Here is a 17,216-nt window from a genome sequence, read left to right as displayed (position 1 = left end):
CACGCGGAGACTCATGCGCCGGTTTCGGAGTTTGACGCGCCGGCTGGCTTTGATTCCGGGGAGCCCTTGTGGCGTAGGAAAATCGACAGCAGGACCAGGACGGCCGTCGACATGAATTCCGACTGCCAGTTCTGAAAGGACTCGAACCATAGCTGGGCGTCGAGAAGATAGTCTCCCAAGGATTGAACCTCGCCGCCGTGCCGAAGCGCCTCCTCGTTTGCGGCCGCCAGGCTCGCCCACCAATGCAAGGCAAATGAGATGATGAACAGCAGGGCCAGCGCCAAGCCCAGCGAGTATGAATAGAGCCACGACAGGATCGGGTTGCGCCTGCGGGTGGCGGTCGGAAGTTCGTCCTCGGGCCGGTTGGGATCATCGGGATCACGAGACTCGGCGGAACCGCGCTGGAACAGCATTGCAGTCAGCATGACATAGGCCGACATCTGCAGGAATTCGCTTTCCCAGTTCTCGAACAGCGCCGAGAGGAAGTCGCCGCTCGCAAGATAGGAGAGCAGCCCAATCGATGCCGAACCGTGGTTCTGAAGCTCTTCATTGTAGGCCGTATGACCCGACCAGATCATGCCAATCGCACTGAACAAGAACATCGCCACCAGGGCGATCGTCAGTCCATTGTCCCGGAAAAAGCTTTTCATGGTCGTCTCCCTCGGCAGCTCCGGCTAACGCCAGTTCTCCAGAACCTCTTCGATCAGCACCGCCTCGACTTGCTCGCTGAAGCGAGAGCGGTAGAGCTCCAACAGTGCCTCATGCGTCTGGTCAACCGAACTGCAGATGGCATCGGTCGCAAGGACGACACGAAAACCACGGTCGATGGCGCCGAGGACCGTGGCAAGCACGCAGACGTCGGTTTCGCCGCCGGTGATGACCAGCGTGTCGATCCCTGACCCATTGAGCATCGCGTCGAGCCGGCCTTCAGTCCACGGCGAATAGACATGCTTGTCGAGCGTTCTTGCCGGCGGCACGAACCGCGCTAGAGAAGGCATCAGATCGACGAGGCCGGCATCGATGTTGGCAAGGGTGACCTCGGCCCAACGCTGATAATACCGCGCCCACATGCCCGGTCCTTCGCCAGGCCGAGCGGCCGGAACAAAACGTGTGAACAGCGTTTGCTGCGGATGTCTTGCGGTCAATTCCTCGATGACCGGCAGCACGTTTTGCGCCCACGGCACGGCCCAAGGCCCGCCCGGCGCGAACAGGCGCTGCATGTCAACGCAAAGATGTAGGGAATTCTCACCAAGCGGACCGTGTACCAGGCCTAGGGCGGCCATGATCAGCCGCGGCCGCGGTGGGGTGATGCATAGTCTCTATCTGAGCGCGGGCGTAGCCCGGGAGGTCCCGCCGTAGCCTCGCATCTCTGCCAATCCGCCTTTAGCCGATGCCGGTTCATGGTCTTGTCAGGCGGGCCGCTTGCGCCTCCTGCACGTCGATGGCGTACAGCAGCAGTTCGCCGTTCTCGTCGCGCAGGCGCACGAGCCAACCTGAAAGATCGTCCGTGCCCGGCTGAAGGTCGACCAGAAGATCGATAGCGCATCGAACCGCTTCCTCCCGCGCAGCCTCTAAACTTGGCATCCTGGAGGGAAGAACCTGACGGCCGCGTCCGCCGATACTCAAAGATATAGAGCCCGCCGTTTTCGTCATTCGCCGCTGTGACGGCGACTTCGTCAAAATTGCCATTGCTTCGGGCATCATAGTCGTTCACAGCCAAATCGAAGGTCGCGATCTGGACCAGGACCGCCTTCGCTCGATTGATAGCGGCCTCGTTGTTTCCGCCCTCAACGCGTGCCAGGTCGACGGCAACGCAGTCACCGCCTTCGCCGCAGAAGATCACGCGCAGGATGGGCTGTCCGGTCGGGGCGGTTGCCTGGGTAACTTCGGTTCGAATGATCTGCATGAGAAACTCCGTCACCATCGCTAGAGTTTGACGGCCATTTCCCGGCTCCAGAGACGCAGCTTGCGGCAGCCCTCGATAAAACCGGTAATCGCCTTGGGATCATCGAGACCAATCATGCCTTCATCGGCTTCCGGATCGACGCCGGCCTTCTGCAGCAGCGGGACGGCGCCCGACGTGAAGCCGATGAATTTGCAATGAGCAAAAGCGTCGGCAACGAAATCGCGCGCGGCGGCCTCGCCCGTCAGGCGCTCCGCTCCTTCCTCGGAGAGGATCAGCGCTACTGCGTCGAACAGGACCGATGGCCCGCCGTCGATCATGTGCTTTGCAGCGATGAGACTTCCATCCGCCGCCTCGACGCCGCCCACCTTGGGCGCTATGACCTCCATCACTGCGCCTTCCTTCTCGATCGCTGCCTGGAGGTTCTTCAGCAGCGCTGCATCGGCGCCGGGACTGACAAGCACACCGACCTTGCGGCCAGCAAAACTGTCAGGCCCGTTCCGGATGATGCTGAGCGCCGGCGATGGTTCGAGATCGTCCCTCGGCGCGACCGCCGCATCCGCGGGCTTGGGCAATTGCTTCATGCCAAGCTTGTCAGCGACAGTTTCTGCCAAGCCTTCATCAATGTTGAGGAGATGCGACACCATGCGCTCGCGGATAACCGTTGTCTCGACCTTGGAGAGCTCGAAGGACAGCGCCATGGCGATATGCTTCTGCTCAGGCGCGGTCTGACTGTTGAAGAACTGTCGCGCCTGGCTGTAGTGGTCGGCGAAGCTCTCTGCGCGCAGACGGACTTTCTGGCCTTCCTCCGCCTCGGCGAACGACCGGAAACCGTGCTGCGGCGATTCCCGCGGGCCTTCGCCGAATGAATTCGGCTGGTAGTTCACGCGGCCGACCGGATTGCGCATCGCCATGAGGCCATCCTGCTGGAAGTGGTGGAACGGGCATTTGGGTGCGTTGATCGGGATATGGGTGAAATTGGGGCTGCCGAGACGCTTCAGTTGCGTGTCCAGGTAGGAGAAGTTTCGACCCTGCAGCAGGGGATCGTTGGAAAAGTCGACGCCGGGCGGTACGTTCTGCGTCATGAACGCGACCTGCTCGGTCTCGGCGAAGAAATTGTCGGGCATACGATCGAGCACCAAGCGGCCGACCGGGACCGGCGCGAGGATTTCTTCCGGAATGATCTTGGTCGGATCCAGAACGTCGAAGTCAAAACTGTCCGCGAAGTCCTGATCGAAGAGCTGGAGGTTGAGCTCCCATTCCGGGAAATCACCAGACTGGATGGCATTCCAGAGGTCGCGTCGATGAAAATCGGGGTCAGCGCCGTTGATCTTGACCGCTTCGTTCCAAACGACCGACTGCATGCCGAGCTTCGGCTTCCAGATGAATTTGACGAAGGTGGATTCGTCCTTCGCATTGACCAGCCGGAACGTGTGAACGCCGAATCCCTGCATGAACCGGAAGGACCGAGGTATCGCCCGATCCGACATGACCCACATGACCATATGCATCGATTCGGGCGTCAGGCTGATGAAGTCCCAGAAATTGTCGTGTGCCGATTGCGCCTGTGGGAAGGCACGATCAGGCTCCGGCTTCACTGAATGAATGACGTCGGGAAACTTGATTGCGTCCTGAATAAAGAAAACTGGGATGTTGTTGCCGACGAGATCCCAATTGCCTTCGTTGGTGTAGAATTTGACGGCGAACCCACGCACGTCCCGCGCCAGGTCGAACGAGCCTTTCGAACCGGCCACCGTGGAGAACCGCACGAAGGCCGGCGTCTTCTCGCCGGCACGCTGGAAGATATCCGCGCGGGTGTAAGCCGCTAGCGATTCATAGGTCTCGAAGAAGCCGTGCGCGCCATAGCCGCGTGCATGCACGACGCGCTCGGGAATGCGCTCGTGATCGAAATGAAAAATCTTCTCACGGAAGTGGAAGTCTTCGATTAGTGACGGTCCGCGCTGGCCAATCCTTAAAGTATTCTGGTCATCGGCCACTGGGCCGCCTTGGGCGGTCGTCAGGATCTCGCTGTCGCCTTCGGCGATCTGGTGAAGCTCGCCTCCGTTCCCCCGCACGAGCTTTTGATCATGGATCGTCGCGGGCTTGCCCGACGACTGTCTGGTTGGCTTGGCCATGCTTGAATTCCTTGAAAAGGAGGGGGCGGCTTCAGGTCTCCCTCAATGCTGGGACACCCACTTAAGTTCCTGGTGGGTGTCACGTGGCCCGCATTTCGAAGAATAGCACTCGGCTGCCGGAACATCGGGCCCGCGCTCCGCCAGAGGCGCGGGCTTTTTCGTTGTCTGGGGGAACACGATCTCGCGACGATCGTTCGGGTCGCCAACAGAGCGCCATACCGTCAGATCGAGGACAGGAAATGCGGGAAAGACAAGGCTTAACCCATCAAGAAAAATACGACAGGCAGGAGCGCACGTCGGATGCTGCAAGGGCATTAACAGATATTGAGCGCGCAGCACGAGATGCAAAGACTGCTCGGCTGCGAGAGCAACGACTTAAGGCTGAAACCGCTCCTCCTGCTGCATTGATAGCGAAACCGAAGAAAAACCGACAAGGCAACAACTAAGTAGTCACCCGGGATGCGGCGGATTTCGTGTTCCGTTGTGAGCGTCCTTTTTAAGCGTTCTCCGACATTGTCAAAGGTAAGCAGGTGGCCGTCGAGCGCAGGAAGGTGCGGGCATGAAGGTCTGCGCCGTTTCCCAAGCCGCCGAAGCCAGAACCCGCTCCAGGGGCCACGCCTGAGATTTGCAACGGTGGTCAAGCTGGTGACGGCTCGGCATGTCATCGACCTCGTGGCCCGCATGCACGGCTGCACGTATGCCATGCACGGCTGCACGTATGCCGAGATGAGAGGACCGTCGCGTCAGTATAGTATCGTGGCAACGCGAGACGCGGCCATGTGCGCCGTGATGGTGCTGAAGCCGAGCTTGCCTAGGGGGCAGATAGGGTTGCTGTTCAATCGTGATCCGTCGACGGTGCAACATGCGCTCAGGAAGCGGGGATGCTTTGACCGACCGCGCGTCCAAGCCCTATGTGATGAGCTCGGCATCAAGATTGTCGACCGGCATCGCTATCCGGAGCCGGGAGAGGCGCGCGCGGTCGAGACGCTGGCTCGCATCATACGCCGGCACGGGGAAGGGCACTTGCGCCTGGTGCTTTCGACCTTGACGGAGACCGACAACAACAAGGGCCAACTAGACGAGGTTCTATTTTGGGCCGCATCCGACATGGTGCGGGCGTGCCCTGAGATACTCGAGCGCCACGCCGGCGACTGGCTGACGATGTGGGATGTTTGCCCGCTCGGCGAGCTGCAGTTCATTGCCCAGGATCTGCGCGGCGTCGTGCCACTAATATTTGCATTTGTCGGTATGCTATACGAGCGGGTGGTCAAGGCATTTGGCCCGCGAGCATCCAGCCGGATTTGTTCGATGACCGCAGGAGAAATTCGGCATGAGTAACGTCGTATCGCTTCATGGCGACAAGCGCTGGAAAGCTGTTCTCGTCTACGACCACCAGAACGGCCCCATCACGATCGAGCACTTTTTGGAAGAAATTTCCGAGCTCCATAACGTCATTGAACACGGCCCGGACTGGAACACCCTGATTACGTGCACGGTGACAATCAACCGGACGGACGGCGGCGAGGAGCAGAACAGCCAGGAAAAAGAGGCGCGCCATGAACATCGGTGAAATCGCGGAGCGCTTCATCCGCGCGGCCGAGATCGAGCGCGCCAGCCATGAACATGTCGGGCCGGCCGGCCCAGCAGCTGCCCTATGTCCACACATACACCGATAAGCTCGGGTGGTGCAAAGAGGTGGGCGACAAGCTCGACCCTAAGGCAGACCCGCTAGCGTAGGAGCGAAGGGCGTTCTGGAACCGGATCGGCACCCTGCCGTCGGGACAAGAGATCAGCGAGCTCGAGGCGCTGCAACGAATGGCTGCTCGCCGTTGGCAATGAGAAGGAACGCCGAGCGTCCTCGCCCGGGCCAGATCCAAGGTCGGCGGCAAGTCATTCCGCAGCTGGTGCTTCAAGGTGGAGGGCATCCACCCGAACACCGGACGGGATAGAAAAAACCGGGCTTTGCAGCAAATCGCGATCATTCCCGCCCGCAGGGCCTCGCAGAATAGCGAAAGCGCCGAAATCAGGCTGTTGCATCATGAAATCAGGGATGTTTCGGCTACGATCACGGAAGATGCGGGCCAACGGGACAGCCTGAATTCGTGGATCGCCGACGGCGCGTTCGCCAAGATCCTTTCATCGGAACATGACGACTTCTCTTGGGCTGCCAAGCGCAATGAGCGCCGATGCCAGCAAGAGGCGAGGCGGCGCAATCAACCTGCGTGATTTGCGCCATTGACGAGCACCCGAAATGCGGCCCCAATCGGGATCACTTATTGGGGATTCGCATGAACCGATTTCTCTTTGTGATCGCCGACTTTCTGTCCCGTCCGCCCGGCTTCTATGTGCTGCTAGCCGCGATGATAGCCTGCACTGCGATGGTTCCGTTTGGGCTAACAAACGTAATCACCTATGCGCTTTCTGTAGCTGCGATAGTGATTACCGGGGTCGTACTGATCCAGGGTTACCGCGACACCGCTGCCATCCATGCGAAGCTCGACGAGATCATCGTTGCATTGAAGGAAACGAGGAACAATGTCGTCGGGCTGGAGCACGCCGAGCCTGAGGAGATCAAAGCCCATTTGGCGCGGCTTGAATTGGAAGCAGCGGCGGCTGATCAAGAAGCTAAGGACGAGGGAGTCCCTGGCGCCTAATTACGCCAGCGGCTGCCAAGCACTGGCAGCGGGAAGCGCAGAAGCGGAAGGCCGCATGACCCGAGCTGAGATCAAAGCCGAACTAGAATGGCTGCTGGAGTCGTACGAAAGCCTTAGCGCGTCAGAGTCCGCAAACACACCGCTTCGGCTCTGAAGGTATTGAGGGCATCGAGCGGGAGTTCTTTGACCCCGGCGACAGCGGCAACATTTTTGCCCCGGATGCGCGCGTCTCGACCATCATAGACGGGCTGTTAGCGCCGCTGATCGTGTGATGGCCGGTTTTTATGACGAGATGCAGGAGCAGGGCGTTGTCATGCTAACCCGCACGGTCACAGCGCCGCCAGATCCGTCGACGCCATGGATACCGGGCGAGCCAGTGACGACGGTCTATCCACTCGATGCGGTGATGCGCCGCGTGTCTCAGAAATACGTCGACGGCACCCTCACTGTGGCGACCGACAACCAGATCACTTTCGCAGTACCCTCGATCGTCTCCGCCATGACGGACACACTCGTCATCGACGGCGTCGAGTTGGTCATGAAGGACCTACGGCCGATCCCGCCGGCCGGGACGCCGGTCGCGTATATCACTTTCGTGGCGGGTTAGCCGCCGAGCGATATCCCAGAAAAGAGCGACGCCAGCGACGACCGCATATGAGACTTGGCAACAGCGATGTCCCCTTCGAAACCGGAAAAATCGATCTCCATATGATCGAACGTGGACAGTGCCTGCTCTTCCATGTCAGCCAATGCCCGATCCGGGTCATCCGATTGCTCAGCAACCATTGATGCAATTGCCATGAGTGCGATGCGAAGCACCACAAGCTCCGTCGAATGATGGGCCAAGACATCCATACCAGCCTCCTTTTAAGGTCCGGAACGAATGCTCAAACGCCTATCCCCCCGTGATCGTTTCGAACAGCTTGTCTCGACCTATGAGCCGATGCTGCGGACCGCGTTTTTCGAGGCGATCGACGACATCCGCTCCAACATCGTTCTGCGCCGTGTGGTGGAGAGCTTGGAGCGCGGCGACGTCAAGGACGCCATTGCAGCCATGAACCTCGACGAGGCCGCGTTTCGGCCGCTGGAAGAAGCCATCCGGCAGGCCTACAACGGCGGCGGTGTCGCCACGGTCGAACAGATGCCGGCGCTGCGCGATCCGAGCGGCCTTCAGGTCGTTCTTCGTTGGGATGCGCGCAATCTTACGGCTGAGACCTGGTTGCGCGAGCACTCGGCGCAACTGGTCACCAACATTGTTGCTGATCAACAAGTTGCGATCTGTGCCGCTTTTTCTGAACGCCTTGCCCGTGGGTCCAATCCAACGAGGACCGCATTGGAGGTAGTAGGCCGCGTCAACAGGGTGACTGGCCGCCGAGAAGGTGGGGTGATCGGGCTCACCACACTTCAGAGCGGCTATGTTGCCCGAGCCCGCGATGAACTGCTTTCCGGCGAGCCCGACCAGTTGCGGGCCTATCTGAATCGGGAGCGACGCGACAAACGTTTCGACCGCACGATCACAGCTGCGATCCGAGATGGTAAACCAATCCCTACCAACCTGGTGGCGCGGATCATTGGCCGATATTCCGACAGCCTTTTGAAGCTCCGCGCCGACACGATTGGACTGCACGAGACGTTTGCCGCGCTTGGAGCTTCGAAAGACATCGCATTTCAGCAGGCGATCGCCAAGGGCGCGGTGAGGGCGGAAGCCATCACGAAGGGCTGGAAACACACGCCGCAGGATCATCCTCGCGTTCAGAGGGTGGTCGATGCCGATAATTCTCGCTTGGACCGGTTCATAGTCATCGTCTTCGTCCGCCATCGTCCCCCCGTATCGGACAGCGGCGGTCTGAATTCACAACGATGCAACCACTGCCTTGTCTTCGCGTTTAGCCGCCTTCAATCCTGGTGAGCGACAAAGATGCCGACGTTCATTCCGATTACAATTTACCTGAATCACAAGCCGATAGTGGTCGCGTCGATACCCGAAGCTGCGAAAGCGCTTCAGCAACCATGGCCCTTCATGGACAAGCCGTCCCGACTTGAAGCAATTCGAATGATCGAGGAATGCCTGGCCGGACACTGCACCCAACAAGCCGCGTTCGATGCCTTCAAGGCGGCCGCAAGTGAACAGGGGCTTCTTAAGCGAAAGCCTCCAAGCGTAGGCCTCAGGAAATTCGACGGGGTTGCTGAAGACCTGCTGTGAGGTGATGCTGCCTCGCGACCTTAAACCGCTGACAGGCCTCCTGAGCGGACTTGGTCAGCCGCACGGACCACCCCGCCAAATCGAGGAATGGCGGGTGGTCCTTTATCAGCGCAGGAAGGGACTTAGCTGCGCAGATCCCATTTCGTCGTTCGGTCCAATCGTCAGGTCCGGTCGGTCCTAGCTAACGATCCCTAGCTAACGATTATTCCAATCGCCAGGAATGTGATCGAAACTGCGAAGACCGGAGCGAGTAACCAGCGGGCTTGGTGGACACTATTTTCCATGGGCTCCTTCCCGTGAACTTGCAGGGATCAACGACTATGCGCAGCGGCGGTTCCGGGTGGCGCTATGTCCGGCCTATTATGCCAAAACAGGCGAGACCTAGGTCCTGTCGCGCATCAGCCTTGAGGGACTTTTGGGGAACAAATGCAGCTGGCTGGGGTTTGTTAAGTCTGGCGCGAAGACGCGTTCAGCGGAACAGAGCTACACAAAGGAGGCACTTATGAGAATGCATCTTTCCACTGCAGCCGCGGGATTTCTGCTGCTGGCGGGCCTCGGTGCCGCTGCCGCTCAGGACGTAGTGATCGAGCCTGAACAGGAGACGGTCATTAGGGAATACGTGAAAAAGCAGCCGCTCGCATCGGTGAAAATCCCTGGAGTGGAGCTCAATATCGGCTCAACCCTGCCCGAGACTGTCGAGCTCCATGAAGTCCCCAACACCAAATACCGCACCGTTGTCGTCGACAACCGGACCGTTGTCGTTGACCCGGGCACGCGCAAGATCATCAAAGTTATCGAATAACGTAAGCGACTGGGAGGACAGCCCGCCGTGCCGAAAGGGTGCGGCGGGCTTTTCTCTTTTCTGGAGGAACGCGATCTGGGGACAATGGTTCGGGTTGCCAACAAGGCGCCGTATCGCCGGATGAGGACAAGCCCGTGCCTTCGTTGTTGGTCCGATTGCCCCCAGCGCTACGACACAGAGAAGACACCTTTAGATAAGACTAAGCCAGCAGGCCATTATTGAGGATGCTCTTATGAACCCGACCGAATTGCAGGCGATTGGCGAATACGCTGATGCGGGTAGTGACGCCAGAGATGACACCAAAACAGCTCCTAAAGGCTGCAAAAAAGGAGCATCCGGACGCGTCAAAAAAGGACATCGCCCGCGCGGCGTTCTTCTCGATCATTGCGAACGCTGACCAAGCCATTGGCAAATCGAGGAACTTGCAGGCTTTTGCGTTGGCAGAGCGGACACAACAATCTGATTAAGATTGATGGTCGACATGCGTGGCCCTGTTGGTCAAAATTTGACGCTTGGTACCCGGAGTGCTTTCGTCCGAAAGCGACCCAGAAGCCGACATTTGCTGTTCTGCCTCCTATAACCCTGCGAGGGCATGGGCAGAAGCCGAGACGGCGAAGACTGTCGAGATCAGCTTGGATTGCCAATGCCGCCTATCGAAGAGCGCGAACTGTGCAGCCAGGCGAATGGCCCAGAAAGCGGCTCCGAAAAACAGAAGTGGCGGCCAAATTAGCCCCCGGTACCAAAGCCAAAGCAATGTTGCGCCGTAAGACACAAAGGTGAACGTCAGCATGACATTCAGAGTTTGAGTGATTGCTGCGTTTAGGTTGCCCGAACCCTTTAGCCGGGCCGGCCATCCGAAAAGCCGCCAAAATCCTAGATGGAAGGCGGCGAAGGCAAGATCGAGCACGGCAGCGAGCATCAGCATGCGGAAACAATACCGCTAGAAACGTCCGCTCTCCGACACAGGGACACTCTGGCAATCGCCGGTATGGGTACCAAGCGTGGGATTTTGACCACTAGGCCCCAAACATTCCTGATCCCTAACGGAACCATTCCGTGACCTGCGAGTTGCGGCTCGGGCGGGGTTGGGACATGCAGACATGGCAAAGCGTGATGCAGCGGGCCGTAAGACCCTTGCCGATGCCGTTCGCGAATTGATCGGCACCGAAGACAATCGTCGTAACGTACATAAGCTGCTTGGGCTGGAGGTCGAACCAGAACTGCCGCCAACCCTAGCTTCATTGCTTGAGGCGATTGGTAAGGCTGGTCGGGACGAAACCCCCTAGCTGCATGGGTCATCTGGCCGACCTTTAAACTGCCGTGCTGCGAATAAAGGGGGCCACAATTAGTTGGTGCTTCCGCGCCGAACCAAGGCGTGAACGTCATGCCGTCCACCTCGATAAGTAAAACGGAATACGATCCGGATCGTAGGACTCTCTCGGTATGGTTCGTGGCCAGCGGCAAATGCTACCAGTTTGAGGATGTGCCGCCGGAGACCTTCGCCGAGTTCCGAGCCGCATTCGCCAAGGGCCGCTTCTTCAACGAGCGCATCCGCAATCGATTCCGGTACCGCCTGGTCGGGACCGCCAACAATTCTGGATGACCCCAGCCGTATGCGAAAGCCAACTCACCTATCCATCGAGCTTCAACGTCTCATGGTCGGGGAGATAATGATGCAGCACCTCGCCAAGGTTTCGCTTGTCGAACGTTTGGCCACACACGGGGCAGAACTCGAAATGCTCTGCTTCGTCCTTCGCGGGCGGCCCGTGGCGCTTGCCCTTGATCCCGGTTGCGGGGTTGTTGGTTTTTCTCGGCCCACGTTGATTGTCCCGAACTGTGATAGGGACGGCCCGACAGCCGCTGCGGAGTAGGCAACCGACCGTCGGGCCTAACCGGCGGGGTGTGGGCGTGTCCTCCGGCTGGGACGAATAATAAGCATCTCAGGGGTGAGGAGGACCTTCGGCACGCCTCGCTGCAGGATTCCGGGAAGAGGATTGAAGGCCGCGCCAGATTGAGCGAGGCCGGACTCGCGAAATTCGCGATAAAGCGTACAATCCCAACGTCGCCCGTACCGAATAGAGGCATCGCGGACGCTTGGGAGCTGGCAGTGCTTCCGCCCTAGAGGCAGGAGGGCTGAGATGGCGAAAGCCCAGGCAGGCGCCCAGGTATCGGTTTTTGACTGCGATATCCTGCGCAGCGCTTTCATAAAAACCGTGATCGAAGAGAATATCCCCGAAGACAAATGGCGGTCGGTTGCCGCGTTTTTGATCAGCGACTTTACCGGGAGCGATGACGTCGATCCTGACTTGCTGGAATGGATCGTGCGCAAGTAGCCAGAGCTACCCAGCCGTTAGTCTTTTGTCGCCTGCCACGCTCGTTGCTATGCCTTTTTCGGTACTAGAAAGCCAAAGGCAAAGTGAGACGCCTCTACCTGGATTTTCGCGAGGTCGCTAGCAGCCGCCCGAATTACATCGGCAGTCACCTCAAAGAATTGGTGTGTTGCATTTTGCCGGTTGACTGAGAGTTTCTGCCAAGCCTTCTTTTCTCCGAGGTATACGCTCCACGGACCGTGAACGACACGATTGCGAAACGTGTTGAGTTCGCGCATCTGCTGGACGAGGCGATCGCGCTCGGCAAGGTCATTCGGTTCGGTGGTGTGTTGGTCGATGATCTGACCATACAGAGTGATTTTGTTATTCAAGTTGTTCGCTTTCCGCAGCTTCGGTTGGTCGGCGCCAAGCGCGGACAGCCAATGATCGATATGGAATTCCAGAAATCCAAACTGCATTATCAAGCGCCCTATCGGCTCGTAAAAATCGCTGTCGTAGCGCTCGATCATCTCCGATACGGATTTTGGACGTTCCATTATCGTGCTCACACTGACGAAAAACCCAACGAGCCGATGAAGCGGATGCTTCAAGACGCCGCGCCGTTGCCGCACACGATAGCGAGAAGGTTGCAAAGAGTCCGGCCGAAAGAAATGAGGCCCCTGAGCTAATATCAACCCAATGTCAAAGAGTGGGCGTCCCCTATTGCCGACGCCCTCGCTTTCAGGAATATATTCCTCCCCGTTGCGGCGAGCCCTCAACGGAGATCGCCATGCCCAAAAAGACCCTCGCCGACACCCTGGCCGCCCGCGAGACCATCTATGTCAATTGTGCGCACCCGATGTGCTGCAAATCGACGAAGCTCGACATCCAGGCGCTGATTGACAGGCTCGGCCGTGACCACGGCTCGATGCATGACGACCTGGTCGGGCTCTTATCTGCTCAAACTACAAGGCTGCCGGTGGTGATCGACGGCAGGTGTTCTTCACTACGAAGGCCAGCAGCGGGCGCGCAATCGCGACTGGAAGCCAACTTTCGAACGAGGGGGCTGAAAGTGGCCGGTGCCACTTGGGGGGGCGTTGGGGTAGATTGCCTTGTCGGGCGCCGGCCTAGCGGATTGGCGTCCGCCGCCTTGATACTACCGAGCTTGGGGAGATCCGAGTAATCCCGTGATCGCGGAAGTCATTGTGGAGGAACTCAGTCCAAATGGTCGCGTTATGTTACCTAAGGATTTTTTCCGATGGCTGACGATAGGGACAGAACACCCAGCGGGGGCCCTGACGACTCTATCGTTCAGCGCTTGGTTAAAGAGGCGAATATAACCGAAGAGCAGGCTCGCGAGCTTATCGCTCTTCTGGGGCTCGACTGGCCGTCACTTATGCGGGAAGCCCGATTTCTAACTCGAAAACGCTAGTCGCAGTGAGTTACGGCAATGGATCCGTGGCAAATCGATAACGTGTACGTAGAGAGGTCGCGGTTGCAGGTTGATGCCACGCGGGCCACGATTGCGGAGATGCGATCCGTCATGGAGGAGAGCCGGCGCATTCTCGCTCGATCCCAAAATCTTTTGCGCCGCATCCATCAAAAGGAAGTTCCGCCGCAGATGCCGGCGACGACAACCTACATCGTAAGCGTGTTCGAAAAGCCGCATTGGCGCACGGTGCTGACCACCAAGGACAAGGCAAAGGCGCTGGCCGAGAGAGATCGGCGACAAGGTGCGGGTCGAAGAGATCACGCCGAAGGTGAAGAAGTGCTAAGCGGCCGGATATATATCTTTCAGCCGACGGAACGTTTGTTACCCGCCCGGTGTTATCACAATGATCCCCGCATAGGGATCATAAAGGGCCTTGTCCCCTCTTGGCCCCAGTTTGAGTCCGCTGTCTCCCGGAAGTGTCCAGTTGCGCAACGTTCGCGCTTTTGGAGCCGTCGACAGCGGACCCGACGCACCTCCTAGACGCAAAACAGATCATCTGTCGGATGGCGAAGTCAGCTAAGCCGTGATGCCGACCGCTGGCCTGCCTCTGCGGTCCGATCCTGGCAAGATATTGTCACCTACTAGACGGTCCTCGGACGATAGTTTGGGCGGTATGAAAGGACCGGTAGCGCCGATCTCGCCTAGCCAATCCTCGTAGCCAGTGTTCATTTTGGACGTGAGTTCATCGGGATGATGTATCCTTGACTGGAATAGGCTCATGAGCCGCCGGCCGAAGTGTTCCCACGCCGGATGGCCTTCGGGAATTCCTGCCTCTGTGCAATAGTCCTTGAGAACCTTTGCCAGCGTGGCGAGTTGCTCGGAGTCGAGATGATCGTCAAATGACATCGCTTTATCCCTCGCGTGGGGCGAAAGCGTGATCGACTCTTCCAAGCGCCAGCGCCCGTTCTGTTGGATGGCGACGATGCTTCTGTACGCTTCCGGACGAATTTAGCGAGTCAAATCCGCTCGTCTTCATTTCCGCAACCTCACACCGGCGCCGCCGCCCTTCTCGGGGATGAACTCGACGCCGGCCCATTCGAGCGCTGCCTGAAGGTCAAGCAGAGTGCGGTCATACGGCGCCCGCTTCCCAGCTTCAAAATTTGTCAAGATCGCCGCCCGCCATCCTTCGCGGATGCAATGCGCGGTCAATGCCGATCGACAAGGTGGTTGAGAACTTCATGGAGTTTCTCGAGCACCGGCAGAGCGTCACTGACGGGCGGCAACCTCTGCCGCTGCTAGCCCGCTGCCTTCAAGGTGGCGGGCTTTTTGTCGCTGAGGAACCTTACGCGGCGGCGGCCGTTGAGCCCCCACCCAAAAGGGAGATCACAATGGCCGACGACCCAAACGAAGACGCAAAGCCGACGGAGACGCAGCGCGAAGCGCAGGAGGCCTTGGAGAAGCAAGTTGCGCAACTGAAACGCGAGATCAACAAGATCAATCGGACGCTCGTCGAGGAAGCTACTGGTTGGTATGAGGGCGCGGCCGATAGCGTGTCTCGGACAACGCAAGCACTTCGCAAAAGGGCGTCTACTGCTTCCGGTGTCGCTCAAGAAAATCCTGGCACGCTATCGTCCGCCTTCATGCTGGGCGCGGCTGTAGGCTTACTGTTGGGCCTTGTTCTTGTGGCCGGCGACCCGCGCCGGGAGCGCTGGTTCTAACACGCCCAAATGAGCCCAGAGACTCCGCCGCCTCACGGTGGCGGTCTATGGGCGGGATCAAATTCCGAATATGGCAGCTAGATAGTCCCCATGCAGGATCAAAGCCGCGCCCGCCGCAATGGATAGGGCAGAAAGCAAACCGCAAGCGATGCTGCCCCAATTCGTGATGTCCAACGCCCTTTGGAAGTGTGGAGGATCGATCCACTTCTCAGCGTCCCAAAGCATATCGTATCGTGCCGAGGACGCGTAATTGAACGAGTGCATCGACCAGTTGATCCAAGCGAAGAAACCCGATGCCAGCGCCAGCAGAAGGCCAGCCACGAAGCACCAGACCGGGGCTTTGAATGCTTCCAGCGTCGCAGGTTGGCTGGCTGGATTGTTCAGCAACGAAACATGCCGAACAGCGCACCAGAATGGACTAGCACCAGCGACGCGGTCAACCAACGACCCCACTCGGCGGCAACCTGGAAAGTCGCGCGCTGAGACGTTTTGAGATCGTGGTAAACTAATGCAGCCGCGCTATCCCTGTCCATCATCGGCGTTTTAGAGTGCTCAGTTTCTGTCATGTATGAAATCCCGCGTTGATTCCCCGGCGGGATTGTCGCACGGACCTGCCGACAGTCGCAGGAAAAGAATTGGCACCGCAATTGGCACCGGCGAAGGCGCGCTCTCTATAGGAACATGGCGGGAACAAATTGGCTGATCCGTGTTGCAATCGTGTTGCACGGACAGAAAGGGACGGGGCGGGACATGCCCGGAATGCAAGGGTTTGCGCGCCACAGGGCAGGAAAACCCATGCAACACGTTTCGGTCGCGATTGTTCTGCATAAGGGGCTGATTTAATTGCGGAAACTGTTGGCTGGGGAACCTGGATTCGAACCAGGACTAACGGAGTCAGAGTCCGTGGGTCTACCGTTAACCTATTCCCCAGCAGGCGCGGTTGAAGAAAACCGCGCGGGCAGGGCGACGATGGCGCCGCGCGTGCCTTGTAGCCGCCGTCGGAAAATAGTCAAGCCTGCCGAAGGCATTTCAATCGGCACGTTTCATAAGGGCGTGGTTCAAAGCCGCCCCTCAATTCTCCCTTCGCCCGAGCTGCGAGTGCTCGAAATACAGCACGACGCCGAGCGCCATCACCAGCGGGATGATCAGGTAGAACAGCCGGAACACCAGCAGTGCTGCCAGCACGCCGACCGGGTCCATATGCGACAGGCCGGTCAGGAAGACGACCTCGAACACGCCGAGCCCGCCCGGCGCATGCGAAATCTGGGCGACCGAGAACGACATCAGGAAGACGCCGAGCACGACGAAGTATCCGGGATTGCCAGCTTCGGGCAGGGCGAAGAAGATGATCGCCGCCGCCGCCAGCAGCTCGATCGGGCCGATCAGCAATTGCCGCGCGACGATCGGCAGCGCCGGATAATGGACCTGGAACCTTCCGATCTTCAGCGGCCTGAGATGCAGCCAGCTGCCGAAGACATAGGCCGCCACCACGAGCAGCATCGCGAGCCCCGCCGCCTGCGAAAGCCGATGATGCGGCGTGCCGGAAAAACGGTCGACGATCTCCGGTGCGAGCACCAGCACGATGCCTGAAACCAACACCGTCGACAGCACGAAGGTGATCCAGCAGATCGCCACCAGAATGCCGACGTCCTGCCCGGTCAGCCCCCTGGTTCCGTAAGCGCGGTAGCGGATCACCGCGCCTGAAAAAACCGAGCCGCCGATATTGTGCGACAGCGCGTAGGTGGTGAAGGAGCACAGGGTGACGAACAGCCACGACACTTTCTTGCCGATATGCAGGAGCGCGATGTGATCGTAGCCGGCCAGCGACGCATAGGCGATGACCGAGCTCAACGCGGCGAGCACCCAGCCGCGGGCAGGGATGGCGACGATGCCGTCCCAGACGTCGTCGAGCGAGATGCCGCGCAGCTCGTGCAGCAGCAGCCATAGCGAGAAGACGACCGCCGCAACGCCGACGACCGGCCAGAAATAACGCCTCCAGTTCATGGCGTGACGATCATGCGTTGCAGCCCAGTTGCCCGTTCGGTTCGCGTCAGGAAAAC

The 17,216-nt window shown here is 58.9% G+C and carries 26 protein-coding genes and 1 tRNA gene; 14 read left to right on the top strand and 13 right to left on the bottom strand.

What is annotated here, in order from left to right:
* Positions 1–11 precede the first annotated feature (11 nt).
* From BLT09_RS07280 to katE, 4 genes are all read right to left on the bottom strand, one after another.
* Positions 12–650 (bottom strand): DUF6766 family protein, encoded by a 639-nt coding sequence (locus tag BLT09_RS07280; RefSeq protein ID WP_091591654.1) that lies wholly within the window; start codon positions 648–650, stop codon positions 12–14.
* Positions 651–674: 24 nt separating this feature from the next.
* A complete protein-coding gene (locus tag BLT09_RS07275) occupies positions 675–1,283 on the bottom strand; it encodes a cysteine hydrolase family protein (RefSeq protein WP_091591652.1) in 609 nt (202 codons plus the stop codon).
* A 115-nt stretch (positions 1,284–1,398) separates the two neighbouring features.
* The gene (locus BLT09_RS07270) at positions 1,399–1,653 is read right to left on the bottom strand and encodes a DUF6894 family protein (protein ID WP_091591651.1); all 255 of its coding nucleotides are present in this window, start codon (positions 1,651–1,653) and stop codon (positions 1,399–1,401) included.
* 273 nt (positions 1,654–1,926) lie between these two features.
* The gene (gene katE, locus BLT09_RS07265) at positions 1,927–4,038 is read right to left on the bottom strand and encodes a catalase (RefSeq protein ID WP_091591649.1); all 2,112 of its coding nucleotides are present in this window, start codon (positions 4,036–4,038) and stop codon (positions 1,927–1,929) included.
* A 633-nt stretch (positions 4,039–4,671) separates the two neighbouring features.
* Here katE and BLT09_RS34860 point away from each other — a divergent pair.
* From BLT09_RS34860 to BLT09_RS07230, 5 genes are all read left to right on the top strand, one after another.
* Complete coding sequence (locus BLT09_RS34860) at positions 4,672–5,376, top strand: hypothetical protein (RefSeq protein ID WP_236473741.1); 705 nt, start codon at positions 4,672–4,674, stop codon at positions 5,374–5,376.
* On the top strand, positions 5,369–5,608 hold the full coding sequence (locus BLT09_RS07245) for a hypothetical protein (protein WP_023803165.1): 240 nt from the start codon (positions 5,369–5,371) through the stop codon (positions 5,606–5,608). Before BLT09_RS34860 ends, BLT09_RS07245 begins: the two co-directional genes overlap by 8 nt.
* 344 nt (positions 5,609–5,952) lie before the next feature.
* Entirely contained in the window at positions 5,953–6,264 is a 312-nt protein-coding gene (locus tag BLT09_RS07240; RefSeq protein WP_139172555.1) for a hypothetical protein, read from the top strand.
* Between the two features lie 62 nt (positions 6,265–6,326).
* Positions 6,327–6,692, top strand: a complete 366-nt coding sequence (locus BLT09_RS07235; RefSeq protein ID WP_091591645.1) for a low affinity iron permease family protein — start codon at positions 6,327–6,329, stop codon at positions 6,690–6,692.
* Positions 6,693–6,963: 271 nt separating this feature from the next.
* A complete protein-coding gene (locus BLT09_RS07230) occupies positions 6,964–7,299 on the top strand; it encodes a hypothetical protein (RefSeq protein WP_091591643.1) in 336 nt (111 codons plus the stop codon).
* Here BLT09_RS07230 and BLT09_RS07225 read toward each other — a convergent pair.
* Positions 7,296–7,547: a hypothetical protein gene (locus BLT09_RS07225; protein ID WP_091591642.1), complete on the bottom strand. Its 252-nt coding sequence runs from the start codon at positions 7,545–7,547 to the stop codon at positions 7,296–7,298. The genes BLT09_RS07230 and BLT09_RS07225 overlap by 4 nt on opposite strands.
* A gap of 28 nt (positions 7,548–7,575) precedes the next feature.
* Here BLT09_RS07225 and BLT09_RS07220 point away from each other — a divergent pair, with 28 nt between their 5' ends.
* The 4 genes from BLT09_RS07220 (at position 7,576) to BLT09_RS07205 (ending at position 10,094) form a co-directional block, all read left to right on the top strand.
* Positions 7,576–8,601 (top strand): head morphogenesis protein, encoded by a 1,026-nt coding sequence (locus tag BLT09_RS07220; RefSeq protein WP_208602483.1) that lies wholly within the window; start codon positions 7,576–7,578, stop codon positions 8,599–8,601.
* 9 nt (positions 8,602–8,610) lie between these two features.
* Entirely contained in the window at positions 8,611–8,895 is a 285-nt protein-coding gene (locus BLT09_RS07215) for a DUF982 domain-containing protein (protein ID WP_091591640.1), read from the top strand.
* 502 nt (positions 8,896–9,397) lie between these two features.
* A complete protein-coding gene (locus BLT09_RS07210) occupies positions 9,398–9,697 on the top strand; it encodes a DUF1236 domain-containing protein (RefSeq protein ID WP_091591858.1) in 300 nt (99 codons plus the stop codon).
* Between the two features lie 232 nt (positions 9,698–9,929).
* Positions 9,930–10,094: a hypothetical protein gene (locus tag BLT09_RS07205; protein ID WP_236473742.1), complete on the top strand. Its 165-nt coding sequence runs from the start codon at positions 9,930–9,932 to the stop codon at positions 10,092–10,094.
* Between the two features lie 177 nt (positions 10,095–10,271).
* Here the strand turns inward: BLT09_RS07205 and BLT09_RS07200 are convergent, their stop codons facing one another.
* The gene (locus BLT09_RS07200; protein ID WP_091591638.1) at positions 10,272–10,622 is read right to left on the bottom strand and encodes a hypothetical protein; all 351 of its coding nucleotides are present in this window, start codon (positions 10,620–10,622) and stop codon (positions 10,272–10,274) included.
* Between the two features lie 175 nt (positions 10,623–10,797).
* Here BLT09_RS07200 and BLT09_RS33560 point away from each other — a divergent pair, with 175 nt between their 5' ends.
* From BLT09_RS33560 to BLT09_RS07185, 3 genes are all read left to right on the top strand, one after another.
* Entirely contained in the window at positions 10,798–10,983 is a 186-nt protein-coding gene (locus tag BLT09_RS33560) for a hypothetical protein (protein WP_139172553.1), read from the top strand.
* A gap of 98 nt (positions 10,984–11,081) precedes the next feature.
* Complete coding sequence (locus BLT09_RS07195) at positions 11,082–11,300, top strand: KTSC domain-containing protein (RefSeq protein ID WP_023803157.1); 219 nt, start codon at positions 11,082–11,084, stop codon at positions 11,298–11,300.
* A 535-nt stretch (positions 11,301–11,835) separates the two neighbouring features.
* A complete protein-coding gene (locus tag BLT09_RS07185) occupies positions 11,836–12,030 on the top strand; it encodes a hypothetical protein (RefSeq protein ID WP_091591634.1) in 195 nt (64 codons plus the stop codon).
* Between the two features lie 47 nt (positions 12,031–12,077).
* Here the strand turns inward: BLT09_RS07185 and BLT09_RS07180 are convergent, their stop codons facing one another.
* Positions 12,078–12,563 (bottom strand): hypothetical protein, encoded by a 486-nt coding sequence (locus BLT09_RS07180; protein ID WP_139172551.1) that lies wholly within the window; start codon positions 12,561–12,563, stop codon positions 12,078–12,080.
* Between the two features lie 233 nt (positions 12,564–12,796).
* On the opposite strand from BLT09_RS07180, the gene BLT09_RS07175 reads away from it, so the two are divergent.
* Entirely contained in the window at positions 12,797–13,189 is a 393-nt protein-coding gene (locus BLT09_RS07175; RefSeq protein WP_091591632.1) for a hypothetical protein, read from the top strand.
* Between the two features lie 825 nt (positions 13,190–14,014).
* Here BLT09_RS07175 and BLT09_RS07170 read toward each other — a convergent pair.
* Positions 14,015–14,344, bottom strand: coding sequence for a hypothetical protein (locus BLT09_RS07170; protein ID WP_139172549.1), 330 nt, complete (start codon positions 14,342–14,344; stop codon positions 14,015–14,017).
* 126 nt (positions 14,345–14,470) lie between these two features.
* Positions 14,471–14,605 (bottom strand): hypothetical protein, encoded by a 135-nt coding sequence (locus BLT09_RS34855; RefSeq protein ID WP_413468437.1) that lies wholly within the window; start codon positions 14,603–14,605, stop codon positions 14,471–14,473.
* 41 nt (positions 14,606–14,646) lie between these two features.
* Here BLT09_RS34855 and BLT09_RS07165 point away from each other — a divergent pair, with 41 nt between their 5' ends.
* Entirely contained in the window at positions 14,647–15,156 is a 510-nt protein-coding gene (locus BLT09_RS07165; protein ID WP_091591629.1) for a hypothetical protein, read from the top strand.
* Between the two features lie 57 nt (positions 15,157–15,213).
* On the opposite strand, the gene BLT09_RS07160 is transcribed toward BLT09_RS07165, so the two are convergent.
* The 4 genes from BLT09_RS07160 to BLT09_RS07150 form a co-directional block, all read right to left on the bottom strand.
* Positions 15,214–15,543, bottom strand: a complete 330-nt coding sequence (locus BLT09_RS07160; protein ID WP_091591627.1) for a hypothetical protein — start codon at positions 15,541–15,543, stop codon at positions 15,214–15,216.
* Complete coding sequence (locus tag BLT09_RS33555; RefSeq protein ID WP_139172547.1) at positions 15,537–15,722, bottom strand: hypothetical protein; 186 nt, start codon at positions 15,720–15,722, stop codon at positions 15,537–15,539. The genes BLT09_RS07160 and BLT09_RS33555 overlap by 7 nt, the downstream gene beginning before the upstream one ends.
* Before the next feature lie 290 nt (positions 15,723–16,012).
* Positions 16,013–16,086: transfer RNA gene (locus BLT09_RS07155), tRNA-Gln, on the bottom strand.
* 141 nt (positions 16,087–16,227) lie between these two features.
* On the bottom strand, positions 16,228–17,160 hold the full coding sequence (locus BLT09_RS07150) for a lysylphosphatidylglycerol synthase domain-containing protein (protein ID WP_027154667.1): 933 nt from the start codon (positions 17,158–17,160) through the stop codon (positions 16,228–16,230).
* Between the last annotated feature and the right edge of the window lie 56 nt (positions 17,161–17,216).

The organism is Mesorhizobium muleiense, from assembly GCF_900099905.1.
Classification (GTDB): domain Bacteria; phylum Pseudomonadota; class Alphaproteobacteria; order Rhizobiales; family Rhizobiaceae; genus Mesorhizobium; species Mesorhizobium muleiense.
Note: the sequence above shows the minus strand (reverse complement) of the source record. Positions and strands in the feature narration are given on the sequence as shown.